Consider the following 22,817-nt stretch of genomic DNA (forward strand, 5'->3'; position numbering starts at 1 on the left):
GTATTGTTTCGCTTTGAGTCGTATTGGTTAAGAAATTCAATGTTAAGGTACGCGGGGCAAGCCGCGTTGGACCAAATGGGCAGGTGGGCGTGAACGAGAAGCGATTTTGCAACAAGGGCCGCATCTTCCTCGGCGCTATGACCTCGGTCTTCGTGCTGACGGGCGCAGCCAGCGTCTCGGCGGAGACATTGGATAGCGCACTGGCCCGTGCGTACGGCAACAATCCCTCGCTCAACGCGCAGCGGGCCAGCGTCCGGGCCACGGACGAGAATGTCGCCCGCGCCAAGTCAGGATACCGGCCGCAGGTCAACGCCTCGGCGGATATCGGCCGCAACTATACGAATACCAAGCGTCCGGCCAGCGCTGCCGCCGGAGGTAGCGAGAGCTTTCTGACCCCGCGGGGATACGGAATCGAGATCGACCAGTCGATCTTCAATGGATTTCGAACCGTCAACTCCGTCCGCCAGGCCGAATCGTCGGTTCTCGGTGCCCGTGAGACCCTGAACAACAACGAGCAGAATACCCTGTTCGACGGCGTGACCGCCTATATGAACGTGCTTCGGGACACGGCGATTCTCGATCTTCAGCGCAACAACGTCGAGGTTCTCGACGAGCAGCTGCGCCAGACCCGCGATCGTTTCAACGTGGGTGAGGTCACCCGCACCGACGTTGCCCAGGCGGAATCCCGTCTTGCGGCTTCCCGGTCGCAGGTGAGCCTCGCGGAATCGAATCTGCGCACGAGCATTGCCCAATACCGCCAGGTGATCGGGGTAGAGCCCCGCTCTCTGGCCCCCGGACGCCCTCTCGACCGCCTTCTTCCCAAGACTGCGGAGGCGGCCCTCAAGGTTGCCCTCAACGAGCATCCTGCGATCAAGGCGTCCGAGCATGGCGTGGACGTGGCCGAGCTTCAGGTCAAGATCGACCAGGGCGCGCTGGCTCCCCAGGTTGGTGTGCGAGGCACGGTCGCCCAGCGGTACGACAACCAGATCAGCGGGGACAGCGCCGTTTCCGCCTCGGTGGTCGCGCAGCTGACGGTTCCGATCTACGACGGTGGCGTCGCTTATGCGACGACCCGCCAGTCCAAGGAGACCGCCGGTCAGCGGCGCCTGGAGGCCGATTCGATCAGGGACCAGGTGCGTGCCGCGGTGATTTCCTCCTGGGGCCAGCTCGAGGCCGCCCGCGCGCAGATCGTTGCAGCCCAGGCGCAGATCGACGCGTCCGAAACGGCGCTCAACGGCGTGCGTGAAGAGGCCCGCGTCGGCCAGCGCACCACACTCGATGTCCTGAACGCGCAGCAGGAACTCCTGACCGCCCGCGTCAATCTGATTACCGCGCAGCGTGACCGCGTGGTTGCGTCCTATGCGGTCGCCCAGGCCATGGGTCGCCTGAATTCACGCAGCCTCGGCCTTGCCGTGAATCACTACAGCCCGACGATCCACTACGATCAGGTGAAGGATCTGTGGGGCGGACTGACCACGCCGGACGGCCGTTAATTCAATCGTGAAAAAAGCAGGCAGCACGGCTGATGTATGTGCTGCCTCGCTTGCTTCTCCTTCCGTCCGTGAAATACTGAACGCCTCTGAAAGCGTTTGATTCTAAACCCTTTAAGCGGATGCGGCGTATGAGTGCAGTCAGTCCGAAGGCTCATGAGCCTTCGATGGAGGAAATCCTGGCGTCGATTCGGCGCATCATCGCCGATGACCAGGAGGAACTGCAGGCCGCCGAGGCAAGCCGCCATCCCGAAACTGCTGTCCTACGCTCGATCCGGGACCGCAGCGAGCGCCAGCTGATCCCCTTGACGCTTCTTGACGACCGGGACGAGGACGGGTTCGGGTCCGAGCTCGGCCGTGACAGGGCCGACGAACTGCTTCCCTTCGCATCCTCGGAAGCCACGCACCCCGAGGCTTCCATGGCTGCCTCTCCCGCCTCCCGCTTCCCGGAAGTACCAGAGCCGGTTACGCCTCTCGAGGAATCGTTCCGCGCTGCGGCCACCGGCGAGACGACTGCGCCAAGGACGGACGCTGGCTCGCGAGCCGAGGACAATATTCTCTCTGAATCGGCCGGTGCGTCCGTTGCCGATTCTTTCGATCGGCTTGGAGCGAGTGTGGCGGCGAAGAGCCCTCATACCATGGAGGAGTTCGTGGCAGAGATGCTGCGTCCCCTGCTGAGGGACTGGCTAGACGAGAACCTGCCTCCGCTTGTGGAACGGCTCGTTCAGGCCGAAATCGAGCGCATTTCCCGCCGACGCCAATGAGTTTCGCGGGCATCGGTTGACTTCGCCCGATCCGTCCGGTTTGTAGCCGTCATGACGCGCACCCCAGGGGTGCCAACCTGCCGGTATTCACCATGATGGACAAGACGTTCGATCCCGCTGCCGTCGAGGCGCGCATTTCCACCCTTTGGGACGAGGCGGAGGCCTTCAAGGCCGGCCGTGCGGATCGCAAGGACGCCGAACCCTATACCATCGTCATCCCGCCGCCGAATGTGACGGGATCGCTCCATATGGGCCATGCGCTGAACAACACCATTCAGGACATCCTGTGCCGGTTCGAGCGCATGCGCGGGCGCGACGTGCTCTGGCAGCCGGGCATGGACCATGCGGGCATCGCGACGCAGATGGTGGTCGAGCGGCAGCTCATGGAGCGGCAAGTCCATCGCCGGGACCTCGGCCGAGAGGAATTCGTCAAGCGCGTCTGGGAATGGAAGGCCGAATCCGGCGGTCGGATCAAGGATCAGCTCAAGCGCCTCGGGGCCTCCTGCGACTGGTCGCGGGAACGCTTCACCATGGACGAGGGACTCTCCCGCGCCGTGCTCAAGGTCTTCGTCGATCTCTACAAGCAAGGCCTGCTGTACAAGGACAAGCGCCTCGTGAACTGGGACCCGAAGTTCCAGACTGCGATCTCCGACCTCGAGGTGCAGCAGGTCGAGGTGAAGGGCAACCTCTGGCACATCCGCTACGCCGTCGAGGGCATGCCGGACCGGTCCATCACCGTCGCCACCACCCGCCCCGAGACGATGCTGGGCGACGTCGCCGTCGCCGTTCATCCGGACGACGAGCGCTACAAGGACCTGGTCGGAAAATTCGCCATTCTTCCGCTGGTCGGGCGCCGGATCCCCATCGTCGCGGACGAGTACTCGGATCCCGAGAAAGGGACCGGGGCGGTCAAGATCACGCCCGCCCATGACTTCAACGATTTCGAAGTCGGCAAGCGCCACAAGCTGCCGCTGATCAATATCTTCGGCACGGAAGCTCAACTGACGCTCAAGGGCAATGAGCTCTTTCTCGCTGACCTTCCGGCCTCGACGGATCTCGATGCTGTCCTGGCGCTGGACGGGCTCGATCGCGCCGAGGCGCGCAAGCGCATCGTTGCCATGTTGGAAGAGCGGGAAACCCTCGTCGCGGTCGAGCCGCATACCCATGTTGTTCCGCATGGCGACCGATCGAACGTGGTCATCGAGCCGTATCTGACGGACCAATGGTACGTGAACGTGAAGCCGCTCGCGGACCGTGCGCTCGCCGCCGTTCGCAAGGGCAACACGAAGTTCGTGCCCGAGAGCTGGGAGAAGACCTACTTCCAATGGCTCGAGAACATCGAGCCCTGGTGCATCTCACGCCAGCTCTGGTGGGGGCACCAGATTCCGGCATGGTATGACGCCGAGGGCAACATCTTCGTCGCTCACAGCGAGGAGGAAGCACGGGCTGAGGCGAAGGCGAAGCATGGGCGCGATGTCTCGCTCACACGCGACGAGGACGTGCTCGATACCTGGTTCTCCTCCGCCCTCTGGCCGTTCTCGACGCTGGGATGGCCCGACGATACGCCGGAGCTCAAGCGCTACTACCCCACCAACACCCTGGTGACCGGCTTCGACATCATCTTCTTCTGGGTCGCCCGGATGATGATGATGGGTCTTCACTTCATGGACGAGGTGCCGTTCGACACCGTCTACATCCACGCCCTCGTCCGTGACGAGAAGGGCGCCAAGATGTCGAAGTCGAAGGGCAATGTCATCGATCCTCTCGATGTGATCGAGCAATACGGCGCCGATGCGCTGCGCATGACGCTCGCCGCCATGGCAGCCCAGGGGCGCGACATCAAGCTCAGCGTCCAGCGCGTCGAGGGCTATCGCAACTTCGCAACGAAGATCTGGAATGCAGCCCGTTTCGCGGAAATGAACGAATGCCGCCGCGTCGCGGGCTTCGATCCGAAGGCGGTGAAGGAAACCCTCAACAAATGGGCGCTCAGCGAATGCGCCAAGGCCATTGCCGAGGTCGCCGCCGGCATCGAAGCCTATAAGTTCAACGAGGCCGCGCTTGCCGCCTACCGCTTCGTCTGGAACGTGTTCTGCGACTGGACGCTGGAGCTGTCGAAGCCTGTTCTGCAGGGCGTCGACTCTCCTGCCAAGGACGAGACCCGCGCGACGATCGCCTTCATTCTCGATGAAATATCCAAGCTGCTGCATCCCTTCATGCCCTTCCTCACGGAGGAACTCTGGGAGGTGAAAGGACAGGATGGGCCGAAGCGGGAGACGATCCTTGCCCTGGCGCTCTGGTCGCGCCTTGACGGGCTGATCGATCCGGCGGCGGAGGCGGAGATCGGCTGGGTGGTCGACCTCGTCACCGAGATCCGCTCCGCCCGTTCGGAGACGAACGTTCCTGCCGGCGCCCAGATCCCGCTCGTGCTTGTCGCATCCTCGACCGATGTACGGGCCCGTGCCGGACGCTGGGGCGATATCGTGAAGCGCCTGGCGCGCATCTCCGATATCTCCTTCGCGGAGGGGGCGCCGAAGAGCTCGATCCAGCTCCTCATCCGCGGCGAAACGGCGGCGCTCCCGCTGGAAGGCGTGATCGACCTCGTCGCCGAGCGAGCCCGGCTCGCTAAGGAAATCCAGAAGCTGGACGCGGACATCGGCAAGATCGACGCGAAGCTCGGCAACGCGGATTTCATCAAGCGAGCGCCCGAAGAGGTGGTCGACGAGCAGCGCGAACGCCGCGACGACGCATTGGCGCGCAAGGCGAAGATGGAAGAAGCACTGAGCCGCCTCAAGGACGCTTGAAGCACGGTGGTCGTCCCGGGGCCGCGAAGCGGAGCCCGGGACCGATCATGAGGGATGCCGGCGAAGGATCCATGCTGCCGCGGTCGCTGCGTCCTGTCCATGACATGCGCGCCGACGGATTCCGAGCGCCGCCCGGCGGTACGTCACGAAATGACCGCTGGTCTGTTCCTCATCCCACAACGAAATCGACCAGCAGCTTCACGTTCAGGACCACGATGATCGCGGCGATGATGGCTGCGACAGCTGTCAGCCAACGGGGAGCGACGAGGGTCCCCATCTTGGGTTTCGAGGCCGTGAGTGTCACCAAGGGAATGACCGCGAATGGCAGTTGCAGGCTCAGGACCACTTGGCTCAGGATCAGGAGTCGGGCCGTGCCGCTCTCGCCGTAGGCGATCGTGACGGCAGCGGCCGGGATGATGGCAAGGCCGCGGGTGACGAGGCGGCGGATCCAGGGGGGAAGCCGGAAATTGATGAAGCCTTCCATGACGATCTGCCCGGCCATCGTCGCGGTAACGGTGGAGTTCAAGCCGCAGCAGAGCAGGGCGATTCCGAAGAGCGTCGGCGCAATGGCGGCACCGAGCAGGGGTTGGAGCAAGGTATGTGCCTCGCCGATTTCGGCGATGTCCGTCCTGCCGGTCTTGTGAAACGCGGCTGCGGCAAGGATCAGGAGCGACGCGTTGATGGTCAGGGCGAACATCAGCGCAATAGTGGAATCGAGCGTCGCGAAGCGCAGGGCCTCGCGCTTCTCGGGCAGGGTGTCGCCATAGGCCCGTGTCTGGACGATGCCGGAATGCAGATAGAGATTGTGCGGCATCACCGTCGCACCCAGAATGCCGAGCGCCAGATAGAGCATGTCCGGATTGCTGACGATCTCTGTCGTCGGCGCAAAGCCGCGTAGCACCTGGCCCCATTCAGGATCCGCGAGGGCGATCTGGATTCCGAAGCACAAGGCGATCACGCCGAGCAGCGCGATGACAAAGGCCTCGACCCAGCGGAACCCGAGATTCTGGAGATAAAGGATAAGGAAAACGTCAAGCGCCGTGATCACGACGCCGATTTCGAGCGGCAGACCGAAGAGCAGGTTGAGCCCGATCGCCGTTCCGATGACCTCGGCGAGATCCGTCGCGCAGATGGCGAACTCCGCCAGGGCCCAGAGAATCCAGGAAACCGGCCTCGGATAGGCGTCCCGGCAGGCCTGGGCCAGATCCCGCCCCGTGGCCACGGCAAGGCGGGCGCAAAGCGCCTGGAGGATGATCGCCATGACGTTGGAGATCAGAGCGACGGACAGAAGCGCGTAGCCATATCGGGAGCCGCCCGCCAGAGACGTGGCCCAGTTGCCTGGATCCATGTACCCGACGGCCACCAGATAGCCCGGACCCAGGAAGGCGGCAGCGCGACGCCACTTCGATCCAGACCTGACCGCGATGGATCGGCTCACTTCCGGAAGAGAGGGCCCATGCCGCGCGTGGCGCCAACCAGCATCGGGAGCGAGAGAGGAGGGCCTCGAGGCGTCCATCGTCGGCTTTCTGCAGTTGCAAACTATTTGCAAGAAAAGGTAACGATCCTTTCCGGTCCAGGCAAGGGGTATTTTGCACAAGGGGTATTTTGCAGATGCTCTGCTCGGCGAGACTTTCATGCGGGCCGTTCCCGAGTCGGGCACGGAGCCGTCAGACCCTGGATGCCCCTGTGCCGGTGGGTCGATCTCTGTTGAGGCGTGACAAGCGCCGCCGGTTTTGCTCTAGAAGATACGACAGCCGGGCCCTGGGCCCCGGACCTTGAGGAATGACCATGCTCGAGAGCGTCCTGATCGCCAATCGCGGCGAGATCGCATGTCGGATCATCCGCACGGCCAAGCGCCTGGGCATGCGCACCATCGCAGTCCATTCGGAGGCCGATGCGGGCGCGTTGTTCGTGAAGATGGCAGACGAGGCGCATCTCATCGGTCCCGCTCCAGCCCGTGACAGCTATCTGCGCATCGACAGGATCATCGAGGTCGCCAAACGCACGAAAGCTGCCTCGATTCATCCCGGATATGGCTTCCTGTCAGAGCGCGCGGAGTTCGCCGAGGCCTGTGCGCAGGCAGGCATCGTCTTCGTCGGTCCGCCGGCTTCAGCCATCAATGCCATGGGTTTGAAGGACGCGGCGAAGGCGCTGGTGCAGCAGGCCGGCGTGCCGGTGGTGCCCGGCTATCACGGATCGAAGCAGGAGCCGGACTTTCTGCGTCAGAAGGCCTATGAGGTCGGGTATCCGATCCTCATTAAGGCGGTCGCGGGCGGCGGCGGCAAGGGCATGAAGCGTGTCGACAAGGCTGCCGACTTCGATGCCGCCCTCGAGAGCGCACAGCGTGAGGCACAAAACGCCTTCGGCGATCCGCGCGTGCTCGTCGAGAAATACATTCTCTCACCCCGTCATATCGAGATCCAGGTTTTTGCAGACCGCCATGGCAATGTGGTGCATCTTTTCGAGCGTGACTGCTCGCTGCAGCGACGCCACCAGAAGGTAATCGAGGAAGCGCCGGCGCCCGGCATGACGTCCGAGATGCGCGCCGTCATGGGCCAAGCCGCCGTCGAGGCCGCACGGGCCGTCGGCTATGTCGGTGCCGGCACGGTGGAGTTCATCGCCGATGGCCGCGAGGGACTGCATCCGGACCGCTTCTATTTCATGGAGATGAACACGCGGCTCCAGGTCGAGCATCCGGTGACGGAGGCCATCACCGGGCTTGACCTTGTCGAGCTGCAGTTCCGCGTCGCTGCCGGCGAGACACTGCCCTTCGTGCAGGACGATCTTGCGATCGATGGACATGCCGTCGAGGCGCGGCTCTACGCGGAAGATCCGGAGAATGAATTTCTGCCGTCCACCGGCCGGCTCTGGGCGCTCGACTTTCCCGGGGACGAGGAGGTCCGCATCGATACTGGTGTCGAGACCGGCGACGCGGTGACGCCGTTCTACGATCCGATGATCGCCAAAGTCATCGCCCACGCGCCGACGCGTGATGAAGCTCTCGCGAAACTGGCGCAGGCTCTGGGCAGGTCCGTCGTCGCCGGTCCGAAGACCAATCTCGCCTTCCTGAAGAAGCTCTGCGAGGCGGAAGAATTCAGGGCAGGGCGGTTCGATACCGGCTTCATCGACCGGAATCTCGACGCGCTCGGTGCAGTGGCGCAAGGTGCGGATGCGGAAGCGATCCGCCTCAGCGTTCTGAAGCTGCTCGACACGGAGTTCGACAGCAGCAGCTACCGTGCCGCGATTCATCATGGTCCGGTCCCGTCGCCATGGGACGACTACGACGGATTCCAGCTCGGCCGCGCCCGCCGTCAGAATTATCCAGTGACCGTCGATGGCGAACGCGTGGATGTGATTCTGCAATGGCCGGAGCCGAGCCAGGCGCGACACGATATCGACGTCACCGCGTCATGGGCCGATGGCGTTTCCAGTATGCTCGGCGACTATTTGCGTTCGGACCCGCAGGGCTTTGTGCTCACGGATAACGGTGTCATCGTGCTCCGTGACGGACGACAGACGCGCGTGTCGCTCTACGACCCCTTCGATGTCGATCTCGAGCATCTGAATGGTGGTGATTCCGTCAAGGCGCCGATGCACGGCAAGCTGGTCGCCGTGTTCGTTAAGCCTGGCGACAGGGTCGAGAAGGGACAGCGCCTCGCCATCGTCGAAGCGATGAAGATGGAACACGCGCTCGTTGCGCCCGCGGATGGCGCGGTGGCGGAGATCTCTGCCGAACCCGGCGCCCAAGTGGCCGAGGGCGCGCGCCTTATCGTCCTCAAGACCGGGGAATGAGATGCGGCGCCACGCCCTGTTCTCGGCTTCGGCATCCTGTGGTTCGGTAGTCCCATGCCCCTTCATCTGATCAAATTGTGCGTCGGCTGCGACTCGATCACCGATCTCGAAGAATGGATCGAGGAAAACCAGGCGCACCATCGGCGTCTCGGACGTGAATACGAGCAGACGCATACCACGCGCATGGTTCCGAAGCGGGTGGAGGAGCTGCTCGACGGAGGATCTCTCTATTGGGTGGTCCGGGGGCAGGTTGCCTGCCGCCAGAACCTTCTCGATATCAGGCCGTTTACGGATGATGACGGGGTCGGGCGCTGCCGTCTCGTTCTGGAGCCCAAGGTTGTCCCGGTCGAACCGCGGCCCTGTCGCCCGTTCCAGGGCTGGCGGTATCTCGCCTCAAAGGAGGCTCCCCGTGACATTGACACCGGGGCCGGTGATCTGGCCATTATGCCGGAAGACATGCGGCGCCAACTGGCCGAACTGGGGCTCCTATGACGACAACAGGTTTGGGACGACATTCGCTCTTGACGGCAGCGGTGCTCCTGCTCGCCGGAATAAACCCGGCTGCAGCGAAAGAATGTCGCATGCCGAAGGTACCCCCCGGCGTTGAGCTCCAGATTCCGCCCGAATGCCGGAACACGTTCACGAAGTCGTCAGAGAAAGCCGAAACCCGCGAGCGTCTGCGCGGTGAGAACGGCTTTGTCGATCTCGGCGGAACGCAGATCCGAGTCGGAGGTCGCGCCCGAGCGGAAACCGGCTTTCGCCATTAGCCTTTCGACCGATCCTTCCTCATGGAACCGCAATGCCGCGATTCGCATTGGCTTTGCAGTTCAGTTGAGTGGAGGTTGCGATGCTTCTAACCGCATCTGAAGGCCGGCACTGGCGTTACGAGGTGTGCGAGCATACGGACGGGTACCTTGTCCAAATGCGCGATCTCGAAACCGGTGATCTGGACGAAGAATTCTCCACGATCTTTCGGACACTTCCCGTCGCATTCGCCTATGCCGAAATGTCAGCGGCTTATGAGCGCTATGCGGCAGCGGAGCTTGAACCCGTCGACGATGAACAGATCGAGTTCGATGTAGAGGTGACGGAGCGTCACTTCATCGATCTCAGCGATCGCCTTCACGATGTCGGCATCAACGGCGTCGCCGCCCAGGCATGGGAGCGCGAGAAGCAACGCGGCACGGTTCGCCTGCTTCACTGATCGTAGAAATCTCCCGCGAGTGCCGGTGCCGAGGCGTTTTCCGGTGTCGGCCCCTTACAGATCGTGCAGGCTTAGAAGGCTGGACCGGTGAGAGGATGGTCCGGCTTTTGCAGAGCGATGCCCTGCGGAGGGAATAGGTCTCGCATCGGGTCCAAAGGAGGGGGCCACCGCGAACCTCCATGTTCTCGGTCAGATTGCGACACAGACCTTGACGTGGTCGCAAGGACGGTTCGGCTGCGTAAACTTTCCTTGCCCTGCGAAACGTTACAGTGACCCTGACGCCCCCTGAGGTCGGACGACGTCGGCCCGCGACCATCGCCTGCGGGAAAAGCGCCGGCGTGGGACTGTTGATGATGCTGGCCGGGACTACCCGATCTGTGCGAGGCTTTCTCTCCCATGCATTTACATCCAGCCCATCTCCGCCCACATGAGGTGCGGGAACCAAGAACATGATGCTGCTTTACGGAATTGCCTTCGCCGCCCTTCTCTGGTGGCTCACCAAGGTCTTCGTCCGCACGGATGCGGCCGCGGTCGCCAAGGGGCTCAAGGCTGCTGGCGGCATCGCAGCTCTTGGGGCCGCGGTCCTTCTCGGATTGCGCGGGCGCATCGACATGGCGCTCCTGCTTGGCGGCTTCGGCACGTGGGCTCTGGGTTGGAGCGGTATCCCGCTACCCTGGCGCCGGGCCAACAGCCGCATGGGACGCTTCTCCCGTATTCGTTCCGCAATGATCGAGATGGAGATCGACCACGCGAATGGTGGCCTTGGCGGGACCGTACTGGCCGGCACCCATGCAGGGCGGAGCCTGTCGGACCTGGATCAGACGGGTCTACAAGCGGTCTACGAGGAATGCCGATCCTTCGATCCTGAGGGTGTGGCGCTTCTAGAGGCTTATCTTGACCGCCGGTTTTCCGGCTGGCGTGAATACGCTCAGCGCGATGGAGACACGCGGACGCGCACTCATGCGCAGACGGGCGCGATGTCGAAAGAGGAAGCCTATCAGATCCTGGGGCTTCAACCGGGCGCGAGCGTCGACGAGATCCGACAGGCGTATCGGACGCTCATGAAAAAACTCCATCCCGACCAGGGGGGGACGGCGCACCTCGCGGCCCGTGTAAATGAGGCGAGAGAGATCTTGTTGAGCCGACATCGCTGATACTCCACGCGCGATCCGGTAATCTGGGACGCGACGGCGCGGTACATGTGCCGTCGCGTTACTCTTCAGGCGGGCCGTCAGGAACTACGGGCCGCGAAACAATTGAAGCCGCTCTTCTTCAGAACCTTACAGGCCTTCTGCGCATCGTCGGACTCCTGGAACCCGGAGAACCGGGCGCGATAGAGGGTCGAGCCTTTCTGGGTGACCTTCTCCGTGAAAGGGGAGGACTTCGACAGCAGCCGGCCGGACTTCGCGCGGGCGTTGTCGAGCATGGCCTTGGCCTTATCCTCGTCATCCGTCGCGCCGATCTGGATGACCCAGCCGGTGACTGCCGGGCGCGGGGCCTGCTTCGTCTCGGCTGGCTCGACCTTCAAAGCGGCGGTCTTGACCGGAGCTTGGGCGGAGGCAAGGGGAGCATGGCTTTCGATCTTGGCCAGGAGGGCGGCCTTCTCCTTGTCCGTCGGGCCCGGGTCGGTATCGACCGGAGCGTAGGCCTGGGTGTTCTGGGGCAGGGCCTGCGGACCCTTTTGCCAGCGGATCGCCGGGCCGGACGAGGAAGGGGTCGTCGTGGAGCTGGCCCCCGTCGCCGAGGCAACGACCGGGCGCAGGGAATTCAGATCCAGAGGCTTGCGGGCCGGAGGCGGCGGCACGGCAGGCTCGGCAGCAGCCTCGACCTTGATGCTCGGCGTCGGAGAGGCGTCAGCGACCACGACCGGCCTGGCGACGGGCGGGACCGGGGCGCTGGTCTCGGCAACGACCGGAGCCGCGGTCCTGGCGCCAGCATAGGCGCGCGGAAGCTGCTCCTCGATCAGCGAGGCCATTTGCCGGTCACGGAGCGAGGCGGAGCGTCCGCCCAGGATGACAGCGACGATGCTGCGTGTGTCGGTGTTCACCGAGGTCAGCAGGTTGAAGCCCGAAAGGCGGGTATAGCCCGTCTTGATGCCATCCACGCCATCGATCTTGCCCAGGAGGCGATTGTGGCCGCGGATGGTGCGCGAGCCATACTGGAAGGACGTGGTCTGGAAATACCTGAAATATTTGGGAAACCGGTCCTGGATGGCACGTCCGAGGACCGAGAGGTCCCGAGCCGTCGTGATATTCGGCGGCGAGTGCGGGAGGCCATGGGGGTTATAGAAGGACGAGGAGTTCATGCCGAGCTCCCGTGCCTTGCGTGTCATCTGACGGGCGAATTCATCCTCCGAGCCGCCGAGATTCTCGGCCACGACAACCGAGACGTCGTTGGCGGAGAGCGTCACCATCGCCTTGATCGCATCCTCGACCTCGATGGTCGAGCCGGGCCGGAGGCCGAGCTTGGTTGGGGCCTGACGGGAGGCATATTCCGACACGGTGAGCGGCGTATCGAGGCTCACGCGTCCCCGCTCGAGCTGCTCGAACAGCAGATAGAGGGTCATCACCTTGGTGATGGAGGCGGGAATGCGGGGCGCATCCACATTCTCACCATCGAGTATCTTGCCCGTCTTCGCATCCACCACGATGGAGGCGTAGGGCGGGCTGTATCCGCCGCCCCTGGACTTGCGGCGAGCCGCCTCGGCGGGGGAGCTGAAAGCAATGGCGACGGAGGCGGCCACTCCTACGAAAGCAACCCATTTCCGGCGTCCGACCCAAGCGCGAACCGAATTCATCCTGTAACCGTCCCTGTCTTCGCTGGTCTCAGGCTCCGCACCGGCCGCTCCTTTTGGAGATCGTTGCCGGCGCAACACACTTCTGAACGGTAAGAGGTTGCGGTTACGGGTGGGTTAACGCGGTCGGATTCCAGGCGAGAGATATTGTGCAATGCACAATTTTCTTGACATCTTTTGTGCAGTGCATATATTTATATTTGTCGCATCTGGCGAAGCTTTTCGCCAGCGAAAAGTTAACAGCTGAGGTTTCCGATGATCCAGCCTTTCGACCAGTTGCAGAAGTTAAGCCAAGACCACTTTGACGCTACCGTGAAGGTGATGGGCACGTTGTCCCGGGGCGCGCAGATCCTTGCTGCCGATTCCGCGGAGCTCGCCAAGAAGACCCTCGAGCAGGGCTCGAGCGCCTTCGAGCAGCTCCTGGGCGCCCGCACCCTCGACAAGGCTGTGGAAATCCAGGCGGATTTCGTGCGCAAGTCCTATGACGGCCTCGTCAGCCACTCGACCAAGGTCGGCGAGTTCTACTCCTCCCTCGCGACCGAGGCGTTCAAGCCCTACGAAGGCCTGGTCCCCAAGTCGGTCTAAGTACGACACTGCCAGAACGCAATCTGCTTCGATGCCCGGCCTTGTGCCGGGCATTTTTCGTTGGCCCTCTCAAAAATGTCATCGGCATGCACGGAGATGAGCTCCTCGGCCTATGGCCAAGATGTCGCTCTTTCGGACAGGGCTGCGACGACCCATCTGGTTGATCTAGCGAACCGAACAGAGGGACTATACATTTGGAGGTGCGTCGTGGCCGGCAGAAAGGTCCAAGCCGCGAGGTCTTAGCCAGATGAAGAGGGTCGGTCGAATAATCATGCTGCGGATTCCTCAGGGCGCTTCGGTTCGGTCGAAGGCATTTCCCGTGTCCGGTGCCGGATCTCAGTCTCCCGGCGGCGGGGATGACGGCCGAACGGGCACGGCCATCGTTACGAAAGCCAAGCCTCGGACGAAACGACCCAACCTCTACCGCGTTCTCCTTCTGAACGATGATTACACCCCGATGGAGTTCGTCGTGCACGTGCTGGAACGCTTCTTCAACAAGAACCGCGAGGATGCGACCCGCATCATGTTGCATGTGCACCAGAACGGCGTCGGGGAATGTGGAGTTTTTACCTATGAGGTGGCGGAGACGAAGGTGACGCAGGTGATGGATTTCGCCCGCAAGCACCAGCATCCGCTGCAATGTGTGATGGAAAAGAATTAGCCGAGATAGCCATCTCTCTTAAAGGATAAGCCGTTGCCGAGCTTTTCTCGCAGTCTAGAACAAGCCCTCCACCGAGCTCTCGCGATTGCCGGCGAGCGCCACCACGAGTACGCGACCCTGGAGCATCTGCTCCTCGCCCTGATCGACGATCAGGATGCGGCGGCGGTGATGCGCGCATGCAATGTCGACGTCGAGCTCCTTCGCCGCAATCTTGTCGAGTATGTGGACACCGAGCTGGCGAACCTTGTTGCCGACGGGCGTCAGGACTCGAAGCCCACGGCCGGATTCCAGAGAGTTATCCAGCGGGCTGTCATTCATGTGCAATCTTCCGGCCGCGACGAGGTGACGGGCGCGAATGTGCTCGTGGCCATCTTTGCGGAGCGGGAGAGCCATGCGGCCTATTTCCTGCAGGAGCAGGACATGACCCGCTACGACGCGGTCAACTACATCAGCCACGGCATCGCCAAGCGTCCCGGCCTGACCGAAGGCCGCACGCCCCGCGGCTCCGAGGAGGAGTCCAGCGAACGCCCGACCTCGGACGAGGCCGAGACCCGTGCCAAGAAAAAGGGCGATGCGCTCGAGGCTTACTGCGTCAACCTCAACAAGAAGGCGAAGGACGGCAAGATCGATCCTCTCATCGGCCGCGAGGCCGAGGTGCAGCGGACGATCCAGGTTCTGTGCCGGCGTCAGAAGAACAATCCGCTCCTCGTCGGCGATCCCGGCGTCGGCAAGACCGCCATCGCGGAAGGTCTCGCCCGCAAGATCGTGCGTGGCGAGGTGCCGGAGGTTCTGAAGGACGCGACTGTCTTCGCCCTCGACATGGGCACGTTGCTCGCCGGAACCCGCTATCGCGGTGACTTCGAGGAGCGCCTGAAGCAGGTCATGAAGGAGATCGAGGCGCATCCCAACGCCATCATGTTCATCGATGAGATCCACACGGTGATCGGGGCGGGCGCCACCTCGGGCGGAGCCATGGATGCCTCGAACCTTCTCAAACCCGCCCTGGCACAGGGAACCCTTCGCTGCATCGGTTCGACGACCTACAAGGAATACCGCCAGTATTTCGAGAAGGACCGCGCCCTCGTCCGTCGGTTCCAGAAGATCGACGTAAACGAGCCGACCGTGCCGGATGCCATCGAGATCGTGAAGGGGCTAAAACCTTATTTCGAGGAGTTCCACAAGCTCCGCTACACCAACGAGGCCGTGAAGGCGGCGGTCGAACTGTCGGCGCGCTACATCAACGACCGGAAGTTGCCTGACAAGGCGATCGACGTGATCGACGAGACGGGCGCTTCGCAGATGCTGCTGCCGGAGAACCGCCGCAAGAAGACCATTGGTATCAAGGAAATCGAGGCGACCATCGCCACGATGGCGCGCATCCCGCCCAAAACCGTCTCCAAGGACGACGCGGAAGTGCTCGCCAACCTGCAGGACACCCTGAAGCGCGTCGTCTACGGTCAGGACAAGGCGATCGAGTCCCTGACCTCGGCGATCAAGCTCGCCCGGGCCGGCCTGCGCGATCCGGAAAAGCCCATCGGCGCCTACCTGTTCGCGGGACCGACCGGCGTCGGCAAGACCGAGGTCGCCAAGCAGCTCGCCCTGTCGCTCGGTGTCGAGCTGCTGCGCTTTGACATGTCGGAATACATGGAGCGGCACACGGTCAGCCGCCTCATCGGCGCTCCTCCCGGCTATGTCGGCTTCGATCAGGGCGGTCTCCTGACCGACGGCATCGACCAGCACCCCCATTGTGTGCTCCTGCTCGACGAGATCGAGAAGGCGCACCCGGATCTGTTCAACATCCTGCTCCAGATCATGGACCACGGGAAGTTGACCGACCACAACGGCAAGCAGGTCGATTTCCGCAATGTCGTCATCATCATGACTACAAACGCCGGCGCCGCCGACATGGCCCGTCCGGCCTACGGGTTCACTCGCACGAAGCGGGAAGGGGACGACACGGAGGCGGTCAACAAGCTGTTTGCCCCCGAGTTCCGCAACCGGCTCGATGCCATCATTTCCTTCGGCCATCTGCCGAAGGAAGTGGTCCAGAAGGTGGTGGACAAATTCGTGCTTCAGCTCGAAGCTCAGCTTGCCGACCGCAATGTCACCATCGAGCTGACCGACGAAGCCCGGGATTGGCTCACCGAGCATGGCTACGACGAGGCCATGGGTGCCCGCCCGATGGCTCGCCTGATCCAGATGACCATCAAGACGCCGCTGGCGGACGATGTGCTCTTCGGGCGCCTGAAGGGCGGCGGCGCGGTCCGGGTCGTCGTGAAGACCGACGATATCGGCCTTCAGACCCTCGGCCTCGAATACCTCGAGGGGCCGGTGAAACCGAAGCCCGAAAAGGACATCGTCGCGAAGCGCAAGCCGAGGGCGAAGGCGTCCGGGACCAAGGCGAAAAAAGCCGTGAAGCCGAAGGGGTCCGGTGGTAATGGTGGCGGAGGCATCCGCACCGTTCCGAAGGTTCCGCTGGTCAAGGCATGACGACTGAGTTGCACGAGGGTCCTCTCGAGACCGCACCGACGATCGTGGAGGCAAAGCCGACCTGGCGCGAACAGCGCCGGGCCCGGCGCCGTCGACGCGTCTGGTTCGAGGAGGTTCTCGCCTGGATCCTCGTGCCGGTCATCATTGTCGGATTGTACTGGGCGGTCGAGTTGACCATGAATGCGCTTGGCACATCGCTTTCCGCGGTCATCGACGGTGTCCGGACTATTCTGCACGCTCTCTGAGGGCCGCCTCCGGCGACGACGCGGCCTTCAACGGCAGATGCTATAATGGCTTCTAACTCGGCGAACTCGTACGGAGTGAGCCTCGTGCGCCTGTCCCTGTTCTCCGAGTGCCCGTTCATGTGGAGAGGGGGACGTGATGTCGTCGCAAGCCGACCTGAATCCACACCCGAACCCGTGGACGGCCGTCGCCCCTGCCGTCTTTCCGAGCACGAGCTCGGAGTTCATCACAGTCCTGGCGCATTTCCACCGGGCTGAAATCGCCCGCATGGCAGGTTGGCGCGACCGGATCGATCGAACGTCGAACTGGGCGATCACGGTGGTGGCCGCCATGCTGTCGGTGTCACTGTCCACCCCGACAGCTCACCACGGCGTTCTGCTCTTCGCCATGGTCCTGATCCTTCTGCTCCTGGTCATAGAGGCGCGACGCTACCGGTTCTTCGACGTCTACCGCAATCGCGTGCGCAGGCTGGAGCGAAACTACTTCGCGCAGGTCTTCGCGCCCGAACCCGAAGGGAGCGGCGACTGGCTTCAGGGGCTGGGCGCAGACCTCCGGCGCCCGATGTTCCTGACCACCCACGGCCAGGCCATCTCGCGGCGGCTGCGCCGTAACTATTGCTGGATGTTCCTCATTCTGCTGGTGGCCTGGCTGGTGAAGACCACGTTCATCAGGATGCAGGAGAACGCATCCGAGGCCCATATTGTCCGGTCCCTCGGCGAGTGGATCGGAAATGTCGCCCTTGGCCCGCTGCCCGGATGGCTCGTCGTGCTCGGGGTCGCGATCCTCTATGGCTGGATCGCCTATGCATCGCTCCGCCGAACCAAGGGAGGAGGCGAACTGGCCTTTGGCGATGTCCACGTGTGACGGGGTATGGCCCATGCCTCGGATGCGCGTCCTTCGCCACCGGTGTGGCCGGGATGCATCCCGTTCCGTGCTCATGTCGCCGGCGGGGATATCGTCGGTATTAAGGCCGGGTGCCCTTTTCCGAATGACGCCCTAGCTTCTCCTGCGTGGATGGTCAGGGAGCGTTTCATGTCCGAGCATGTATACAAGGTGGTCGAGCTCGTCGGATCGTCGAAAGACAGCATCGAGGATGCCATTCAGATGGCGATCAAGCGGGCGGACCGGACGCTGCGAAACCTGCGCTGGTTCGAGGTCGTGCAGACCCGCGGGCATGTGGAGAACGGGGAGATCCGTCATTACCAGGTTCTGATCAAGGCCGGCTTCACGCTCGAGGACGAGACCGCGACCTGAACGAGCCCGAGGCCCAGGATCCCTAGCGCTCGTCCTCGTCCCGTTGTCGGAACGGTGTCGCCATCGCCAGTTCGGAGGCGACGTCGGACACGTAGGATCGCTCCTCGTCCAGATAGGCCTTCACAGCCCGCCTGAGGGCAGGATCCGCGATGTCATGGGCCGAGGAGGTGATGACGGGCCGGTAGCCCCGCGCCAGCTTGTGTTCGCCCTGGGCTCCCGCCTCGACCCGGTCGAGCCCGTGCGCAATGGCGAAGTCGATGGCCTGATAATAGCAGACCTCGAAATGCAGGAAGGGGTGATCCTCGAGACACCCCCAATTGCGGCCGTAGAGTCGGCGGTCGCCGATGAAATTGATCGCGCCGGCGATATAGCGCCCATTGCGCTTGGCCATGACGAGAAGAACCCGTTCCGCCATCCGTTCGCCGATGAGCGAAAAGAAGGAGCGGTTCAGGTAGGGCCGGCCCCATTTGCGCGAGCCGGTATCCATATAGAAGCTGAAGAATGCATCCCAGTGGGCCTCGGTGATGTCGCGTCCGGTCACCCATTCGATCACGATGTCGCCGCCGACCGCGTCACGCCGTTCACGGCGGATCGCCTTGCGCTTCCGGGAGGCGAGGGCGCCGAGAAAATCCTCGAACGTGTCATAGGAATCATTGAACCAGTGGAATTGCTGGTCATCCCTCCGCAGGAAGCCCTCGGCTGTCAGGGCCCCCAAGTCCGCCCTCTGCAGGAAGGTGGCGTGAATCGATGAGGCGCCGGTTTGGTCGCGCAGCGCCCGAAGGCCGGCGATCAGATGAGCGCGGATCGAGCCATCCCTGTCGGCCGCGGCAAGCAGGCGCGGACCGTTGACCGGGGTGAAGGGGACCGACACCTGGAGCTTCGGATAGTAGTGGCCGCCGGCCTGGGCATAGGCATCCGCCCAGGCATGGTCGAACACGTACTCGCCCATGGAATGAGACTTGAGATAGCAGGGCGCCGCGCCGAGGAGGGCGCCGGCCTCGTCCTCGACGAGGAGATGCAGGGGGGCCCAACCGGACTTGGATCCGACGCAGCCGGAATCCTCCAGGGCCGAGAGGAAGGCATGTGACACGAATGGGTTGAACGGATCCTCATCCCCCGACGCATTGGAGCCGCCGATGGCGCAGGCGTCCCATGCGGCGGCTGGAACCGCTTTCAATCCGCCTGCAACTTTGATCTGGAGCGTCACGGTGGGAGGGATCTCGCTATGCGGCCTAGAAGGTAGGGGTCCAGCGAGATCCTTGCAATTGGTCAGAAAGAGCGCAGCGTCAGGGGATGAAGCCCTCGAACACCATCTGATCGGCATGCTTCTCGGCCCGGGCGCGGTCTTCCGGATTGCGCACGGTCCAAGTCATGACTGGCATGTGTCCCAGGAGACGGCACAGGTAGGGCGGGGCCGAGGGCAGGTCTTTCACGTGCCAGGACAGGAAGTGGGGCTGCGATTCTCCAAGATGCAGAAGATTGGCGAGGTAATGCTTCTTCTCCGGCGACAGGATGTCGTCGGTCTTCGAGGCATAGTTCAGCTCGGCGATGATGCCTCGGGTGATATTCGGCGCCAGGGTGCGCAAGGCCGCGACGATGTCGGGGTCGAAGGACTTGATGACGAAGGGACCATCGTAATCCGCGACAATCTCGCAGACCCTTTTCGTCAGGCGAAGATCGCCGTCGAACTTGCTCTTGATTTCGATCACGAGGGGCGTCCGACCGGCGATATGGCCGAGGAAACCCTTGAAGGACGGGATCCTGTCGCCCTTCACGGACCCTGCGATGTCGATCCTCGTCAGGTCGTCGCATTTGCGGTCGATGACGAGACCCTGCTCACCGGTGAGGCGGCCGAGGTCGAAATCATGGAACACGATGGCGTCTTCATCGGCCGTCAACTGAACGTCCAGCTCAATCGGGAAGCCGCGCTCGATAGCGGCTTCTGCTGCGGCAAGCGTGTTCTCGATGATGCCGTTGGATTTGTTGTGGAGGCCGCGATGGGCGATGGGCTTCGCGACGAGCCAAGCGGGGGTGCTCATTGGATTTCAAACATTCCCTCGACCTCGACGCAGGCATCGAGGGGCAGTTCGGCAACGCCGATGGTCGAACGGGCATGGCGGCCTTTGTCCCCGAGCGCCTCGACCATCAGGTCGGACGCGCCGTTCATCACCGGAGCGAGGGCAGCGAAGGTCGGAACCGCATTGATGAAGCCACCCAGGCGCACGCAACGCACGACCCGGTCGAGATCGCCGACCGCGGCCTTCAGCTGCGCGAGGAGGTTGATGGCGCAGAGGCGAGCGGCCTGCTGGCCGGCCTCGGGCGAGATCTCGCCGCCGAGCTTGCCCTTGTGCGCATCGGCGAGCTTGCCGTCGAGGCCCAGGCACAGTTGGCCGGAAATGACAATCAAGTTGCCTGTACGGACAAACGGCACGTAATTCGCCACCGGCGCGGCCGGCGTCGGCAGGGTGATGCCCAAGCCCTCGAGTTTCTTTTCAACAGCGCTCATGTATGCCTCGGATTGCAATGATCCGGCTGTGTTGTGGCGGATGAGCCAGAGAGACGCAAGCTGGAACATTGCCGTGTCCGCAGGAGCCTTCTATCTTTGTCGCGTGAGAGCCAGGAGGTTTCATGCAATCGTTTCTGACGGTGCCCAGCCTGTTCCTTGTCATGATGTCTCCGGCCATGGCGGAAGCGAGCAAGGCCGAAGTGCCGCTCATCGCGCATCGGGCGGTGTACGACCTTTCGCTTGTGCGCTCCGAGGGAGCGCGCGGTGTCGACGGCGCGCGCGGGCGCATCGCCATGGATTTCGGCGGCGATGCCTGCGAGGGCTATACGATGAAGTACCGGCAGGTGACGGTCCTCAACAGCAGTGAAACGGGCTCGCGGACGCTCGACACTCAGACAGCCACCTTCGAGGCAGGCGACGGGCTGTCCATGCGGTTCAAGTCCGTGTCTTCGGTGAGTGGGCGCAATGGTGACGGCGTGGACGGAGATGCGACCCTGAAACCCGATGGGTCCCTTGATGTAAAGCTGAAGCAGCCCAAGCGCCTGAGCTTTTCCTCCGGCGGGCGGCCGATCTTCCCGACCGAGCACCTCAAGCGCCTGATCGAGGCGGGCCGCAACGGCGAGACCACGCTCACGACCAAGGTCTTTGACGGCTCCGACGATGGCAAGAAGATCTATGACACCCTGGCGGTGATCGGACGACGCATCGAGGCCGGAGCGGGAACCAACCTGGAGGACGCCGCTCGCCAGGACGTGCTTGCCTCGACCCCACGCTGGCCTGTGACCGTGAGCTATTTCGCCGATGGCACCGGAGACCGGACCCCGGCCTACCGGGTGTCGTTCGAGCTCTACGAAAATGGTGTCAGCCGGGCTTTGCGGCTCGATTACGGCGACTTCACCCTGAAGGGAGACCTTCAGAGCCTGCAGGTTCAGGCGGTACGCAAGCAGACCACCTGTCAGCGTTGAGGTTTGCGCAGGGCAATCCCCTTCTGAAGAGCATCCGCGCCGAATTTCTCGCGGATCTTGTCGATGGCCGATTCCATGTGAGCCTGCCGGACCACGCTCTGGTCGGCCAGATCGCCCCTGTCGGCTTCCGACGGGTCGCAGAGGTCGGAAGCGCCGATGCCGATGAGGCGATAGGCGGTGCCGTCGCAGGCAGTCTTCAGAAGTTGCCGGGCTGCATCGAAGAGGCGCTGGGCCAGTTGGGTCGGCGGCAGGCCTGAACGGGTGCGGGTGAGCAGCCGGAATTCCGTATCCTTGAGCTTCAGCGTCACGCTGCGTCCGGCGAGATGGGCGGCCTTCATGCGCCGCGAGACCTTCTCCGATAGCCGCCACAGAATGGGTTCCAGATCCTCGAAGGCACGCAGATCGGTGTCGAAGGTTGTCTCGGCCGAGATGCTCTTGGTTTCACGCTCAGGCGTCACGGCCCTGTCGTCCTGTCCCCAGGCGATGCGCGACAGGCGCTGGGCGTCGCGCCCGAGGGCCTCGAAGAGACCCTTCAGTGGCACGTCCCTGAGATGCGCGATCCGTGTCACGCCCGCCTTTGCGAGCCGGTTCTGGGCGGCGGCGCCAATCCCAGGGATGATCGAGACCGGCTTGTCGGCGAGAAAATCCGCCGCTTCCTGCCGGCCGATGATCGAGAAGCCGCGCGGCTTCTCGAAATCCGACGCGATCTTGGCAAGAAACTTGTTGTAGGACAGCCCGACCGACACAGTGATGCCGATCTCATTCTCGACCCGCTTGGCGAATTTCGCCAGCGTGAGGGCGGGGCTGCCATGGTGGAGGCGCTCGGTGCCCGAGAGATCGAGGAAGGCCTCGTCGATGGAGACAGGTTCCACCAGAGGCGTGAGTTCGAACATCATCTCGCGCACGGCGCGCCCGGCGACGCGATACTTGTCGATGTTGGGCTTGATGACCACGGCATGCGGGCAGGCCTGGAGGGCCTTGAACATGGGCATGGCGGAGCGCACCCCATAGGTCCGGGCCACATAGCAGGCTGTCGAGACCACGCCGCGCTTGCCCCCGCCGATGATGACCGGCTTGTCGGCAAGGGTCGGGTCGTCCCGTTTTTCCACGGCGGCGAAGAAGGCGTCGCAATCCACATGGGCGATTGAAAGGACATCCCGCTCGGGGTGCCGGAGCAGGCGAGGGGACCCGCACGCGGCACAGCGCTCTGCCGTGGGAACGGCAGCGAGCGTCAGGCAGTCGCGGCAGAGGGGCTCGCTCATGGGCCC

General features: G+C 63.2%; 20 protein-coding genes. 14 read left to right on the forward strand and 6 right to left on the reverse strand.

Annotation, left to right across the window (positions count from 1 at the left end; genetic code table 11):
- Window positions 1-89 precede the first annotated feature (89 nt).
- The 3 genes from AC522E_RS08625 to AC522E_RS08635 all read left to right on the forward strand — a co-directional run bounded on the left by AC522E_RS08625 (window position 90) and on the right by AC522E_RS08635 (window position 5,055).
- The gene (locus tag AC522E_RS08625) at window positions 90-1,493 is read left to right on the forward strand and encodes a TolC family outer membrane protein (RefSeq protein ID WP_500749999.1); all 1,404 of its coding nucleotides are present in this window, start codon (window positions 90-92) and stop codon (window positions 1,491-1,493) included.
- Window positions 1,494-1,621: 128 nt separating this feature from the next.
- Complete coding sequence (locus AC522E_RS08630; protein WP_500750000.1) at window positions 1,622-2,254, forward strand: PopZ family protein; 633 nt, start codon at window positions 1,622-1,624, stop codon at window positions 2,252-2,254.
- A 92-nt stretch (window positions 2,255-2,346) separates the two neighbouring features.
- Window positions 2,347-5,055, forward strand: a complete 2,709-nt coding sequence (locus tag AC522E_RS08635) for a valine--tRNA ligase (RefSeq protein WP_500750001.1) — start codon at window positions 2,347-2,349, stop codon at window positions 5,053-5,055.
- Window positions 5,056-5,224: 169 nt separating this feature from the next.
- Here the strand turns inward: AC522E_RS08635 and AC522E_RS08640 are convergent, their stop codons facing one another.
- Window positions 5,225-6,571 (reverse strand): Nramp family divalent metal transporter, encoded by a 1,347-nt coding sequence (locus tag AC522E_RS08640; protein ID WP_500750002.1) that lies wholly within the window; start codon window positions 6,569-6,571, stop codon window positions 5,225-5,227.
- Window positions 6,572-6,843: 272 nt separating this feature from the next.
- Between AC522E_RS08640 and AC522E_RS08645 the strand changes: the two genes are divergently transcribed.
- The 4 genes from AC522E_RS08645 to AC522E_RS08660 all read left to right on the forward strand — a co-directional run bounded on the left by AC522E_RS08645 (window position 6,844) and on the right by AC522E_RS08660 (window position 11,205).
- Window positions 6,844-8,847 (forward strand): acetyl/propionyl/methylcrotonyl-CoA carboxylase subunit alpha, encoded by a 2,004-nt coding sequence (locus AC522E_RS08645; RefSeq protein WP_500750003.1) that lies wholly within the window; start codon window positions 6,844-6,846, stop codon window positions 8,845-8,847.
- 54 nt (window positions 8,848-8,901) lie between these two features.
- The gene (locus AC522E_RS08650; protein ID WP_500750004.1) at window positions 8,902-9,339 is read left to right on the forward strand and encodes a DUF1489 family protein; all 438 of its coding nucleotides are present in this window, start codon (window positions 8,902-8,904) and stop codon (window positions 9,337-9,339) included.
- 355 nt (window positions 9,340-9,694) lie between these two features.
- Window positions 9,695-10,051, forward strand: a complete 357-nt coding sequence (locus AC522E_RS08655; RefSeq protein WP_500750005.1) for a hypothetical protein — start codon at window positions 9,695-9,697, stop codon at window positions 10,049-10,051.
- 449 nt (window positions 10,052-10,500) lie between these two features.
- Window positions 10,501-11,205, forward strand: a complete 705-nt coding sequence (locus AC522E_RS08660) for a J domain-containing protein (RefSeq protein WP_500750006.1) — start codon at window positions 10,501-10,503, stop codon at window positions 11,203-11,205.
- 77 nt (window positions 11,206-11,282) lie between these two features.
- Here the strand turns inward: AC522E_RS08660 and AC522E_RS08665 are convergent, their stop codons facing one another.
- Window positions 11,283-12,848 carry an SPOR domain-containing protein gene (locus AC522E_RS08665; protein WP_500750007.1) on the reverse strand — a complete coding sequence of 522 codons (1,566 nt, stop codon included), beginning with the start codon at window positions 12,846-12,848 and terminating at the stop codon, window positions 11,283-11,285.
- A gap of 252 nt (window positions 12,849-13,100) precedes the next feature.
- On the opposite strand from AC522E_RS08665, the gene AC522E_RS08670 reads away from it, so the two are divergent.
- The 6 genes from AC522E_RS08670 (at window position 13,101) to AC522E_RS08695 (ending at window position 18,078) form a co-directional block, all read left to right on the forward strand.
- Window positions 13,101-13,430, forward strand: coding sequence for a phasin family protein (locus tag AC522E_RS08670; protein ID WP_500750008.1), 330 nt, complete (start codon window positions 13,101-13,103; stop codon window positions 13,428-13,430).
- Between the two features lie 271 nt (window positions 13,431-13,701).
- Entirely contained in the window at window positions 13,702-14,091 is a 390-nt protein-coding gene (gene clpS, locus AC522E_RS08675; RefSeq protein ID WP_500750009.1) for an ATP-dependent Clp protease adapter ClpS, read from the forward strand.
- A 33-nt stretch (window positions 14,092-14,124) separates the two neighbouring features.
- The gene (clpA, locus tag AC522E_RS08680) at window positions 14,125-16,581 is read left to right on the forward strand and encodes an ATP-dependent Clp protease ATP-binding subunit ClpA (protein WP_500750010.1); all 2,457 of its coding nucleotides are present in this window, start codon (window positions 14,125-14,127) and stop codon (window positions 16,579-16,581) included.
- Window positions 16,578-16,826, forward strand: coding sequence for a hypothetical protein (locus AC522E_RS08685; RefSeq protein WP_500750011.1), 249 nt, complete (start codon window positions 16,578-16,580; stop codon window positions 16,824-16,826). Before clpA ends, AC522E_RS08685 begins: the two co-directional genes overlap by 4 nt.
- 136 nt (window positions 16,827-16,962) lie before the next feature.
- Window positions 16,963-17,688, forward strand: coding sequence for a DUF2270 domain-containing protein (locus tag AC522E_RS08690; RefSeq protein ID WP_500750624.1), 726 nt, complete (start codon window positions 16,963-16,965; stop codon window positions 17,686-17,688).
- A gap of 168 nt (window positions 17,689-17,856) precedes the next feature.
- On the forward strand, window positions 17,857-18,078 hold the full coding sequence (locus AC522E_RS08695; protein ID WP_500750012.1) for a dodecin: 222 nt from the start codon (window positions 17,857-17,859) through the stop codon (window positions 18,076-18,078).
- A gap of 22 nt (window positions 18,079-18,100) precedes the next feature.
- Here AC522E_RS08695 and AC522E_RS08700 read toward each other — a convergent pair whose 3' ends face one another.
- The 3 genes from AC522E_RS08700 to AC522E_RS08710 form a co-directional block, all read right to left on the reverse strand.
- Window positions 18,101-19,285: a GNAT family N-acetyltransferase gene (locus AC522E_RS08700; RefSeq protein ID WP_500750013.1), complete on the reverse strand. Its 1,185-nt coding sequence runs from the start codon at window positions 19,283-19,285 to the stop codon at window positions 18,101-18,103.
- 79 nt (window positions 19,286-19,364) lie between these two features.
- Window positions 19,365-20,117 (reverse strand): glycerophosphodiester phosphodiesterase family protein, encoded by a 753-nt coding sequence (locus AC522E_RS08705; RefSeq protein ID WP_500750014.1) that lies wholly within the window; start codon window positions 20,115-20,117, stop codon window positions 19,365-19,367.
- Entirely contained in the window at window positions 20,114-20,584 is a 471-nt protein-coding gene (locus tag AC522E_RS08710) for a RidA family protein (protein WP_500750015.1), read from the reverse strand. The genes AC522E_RS08705 and AC522E_RS08710 overlap by 4 nt, the downstream gene beginning before the upstream one ends.
- Before the next feature lie 122 nt (window positions 20,585-20,706).
- On the opposite strand from AC522E_RS08710, the gene AC522E_RS08715 reads away from it, so the two are divergent.
- Complete coding sequence (locus AC522E_RS08715; protein WP_500750016.1) at window positions 20,707-21,549, forward strand: cell envelope integrity EipB family protein; 843 nt, start codon at window positions 20,707-20,709, stop codon at window positions 21,547-21,549.
- Here the strand turns inward: AC522E_RS08715 and AC522E_RS08720 are convergent.
- Window positions 21,540-22,811 (reverse strand): DNA polymerase IV, encoded by a 1,272-nt coding sequence (locus AC522E_RS08720; protein WP_500750018.1) that lies wholly within the window; start codon window positions 22,809-22,811, stop codon window positions 21,540-21,542. The two genes, AC522E_RS08715 and AC522E_RS08720, sit on opposite strands and share 10 nt — an antisense overlap.
- Window positions 22,812-22,817: the final 6 nt, after the last annotated feature.

The organism is Microvirga sp. BF8, assembly GCF_059888585.1.

Coding starts and splice junctions, on each gene's coding strand:
- AC522E_RS08695 (WP_500750012.1), top strand. CDS start 17,857: ATGTCCGAGCATGTATACAAGGTGGTCGAGCTCGTCGGATCGTCGAAA.
- AC522E_RS08660 (WP_500750006.1), top strand. CDS start 10,501: ATGATGCTGCTTTACGGAATTGCCTTCGCCGCCCTTCTCTGGTGGCTC.
- AC522E_RS08670 (WP_500750008.1), top strand. CDS start 13,101: ATGATCCAGCCTTTCGACCAGTTGCAGAAGTTAAGCCAAGACCACTTT.
- AC522E_RS08715 (WP_500750016.1), top strand. CDS start 20,707: ATGCAATCGTTTCTGACGGTGCCCAGCCTGTTCCTTGTCATGATGTCT.
- AC522E_RS08720 (WP_500750018.1), bottom strand. CDS start 22,811: ATGAGCGAGCCCCTCTGCCGCGACTGCCTGACGCTCGCTGCCGTTCCC.
- AC522E_RS08640 (WP_500750002.1), bottom strand. CDS start 6,571: ATGGACGCCTCGAGGCCCTCCTCTCTCGCTCCCGATGCTGGTTGGCGC.
- AC522E_RS08630 (WP_500750000.1), top strand. CDS start 1,622: ATGAGTGCAGTCAGTCCGAAGGCTCATGAGCCTTCGATGGAGGAAATC.
- AC522E_RS08705 (WP_500750014.1), bottom strand. CDS start 20,117: ATGAGCACCCCCGCTTGGCTCGTCGCGAAGCCCATCGCCCATCGCGGC.
- AC522E_RS08665 (WP_500750007.1), bottom strand. CDS start 12,848: ATGAATTCGGTTCGCGCTTGGGTCGGACGCCGGAAATGGGTTGCTTTC.
- AC522E_RS08685 (WP_500750011.1), top strand. CDS start 16,578: ATGACGACTGAGTTGCACGAGGGTCCTCTCGAGACCGCACCGACGATC.
- AC522E_RS08650 (WP_500750004.1), top strand. CDS start 8,902: ATGCCCCTTCATCTGATCAAATTGTGCGTCGGCTGCGACTCGATCACC.
- AC522E_RS08710 (WP_500750015.1), bottom strand. CDS start 20,584: ATGAGCGCTGTTGAAAAGAAACTCGAGGGCTTGGGCATCACCCTGCCG.
- AC522E_RS08635 (WP_500750001.1), top strand. CDS start 2,347: ATGATGGACAAGACGTTCGATCCCGCTGCCGTCGAGGCGCGCATTTCC.
- AC522E_RS08645 (WP_500750003.1), top strand. CDS start 6,844: ATGCTCGAGAGCGTCCTGATCGCCAATCGCGGCGAGATCGCATGTCGG.
- AC522E_RS08690 (WP_500750624.1), top strand. CDS start 16,963: ATGTCGTCGCAAGCCGACCTGAATCCACACCCGAACCCGTGGACGGCC.
- AC522E_RS08655 (WP_500750005.1), top strand. CDS start 9,695: ATGCTTCTAACCGCATCTGAAGGCCGGCACTGGCGTTACGAGGTGTGC.
- clpS (WP_500750009.1), top strand. CDS start 13,702: ATGCTGCGGATTCCTCAGGGCGCTTCGGTTCGGTCGAAGGCATTTCCC.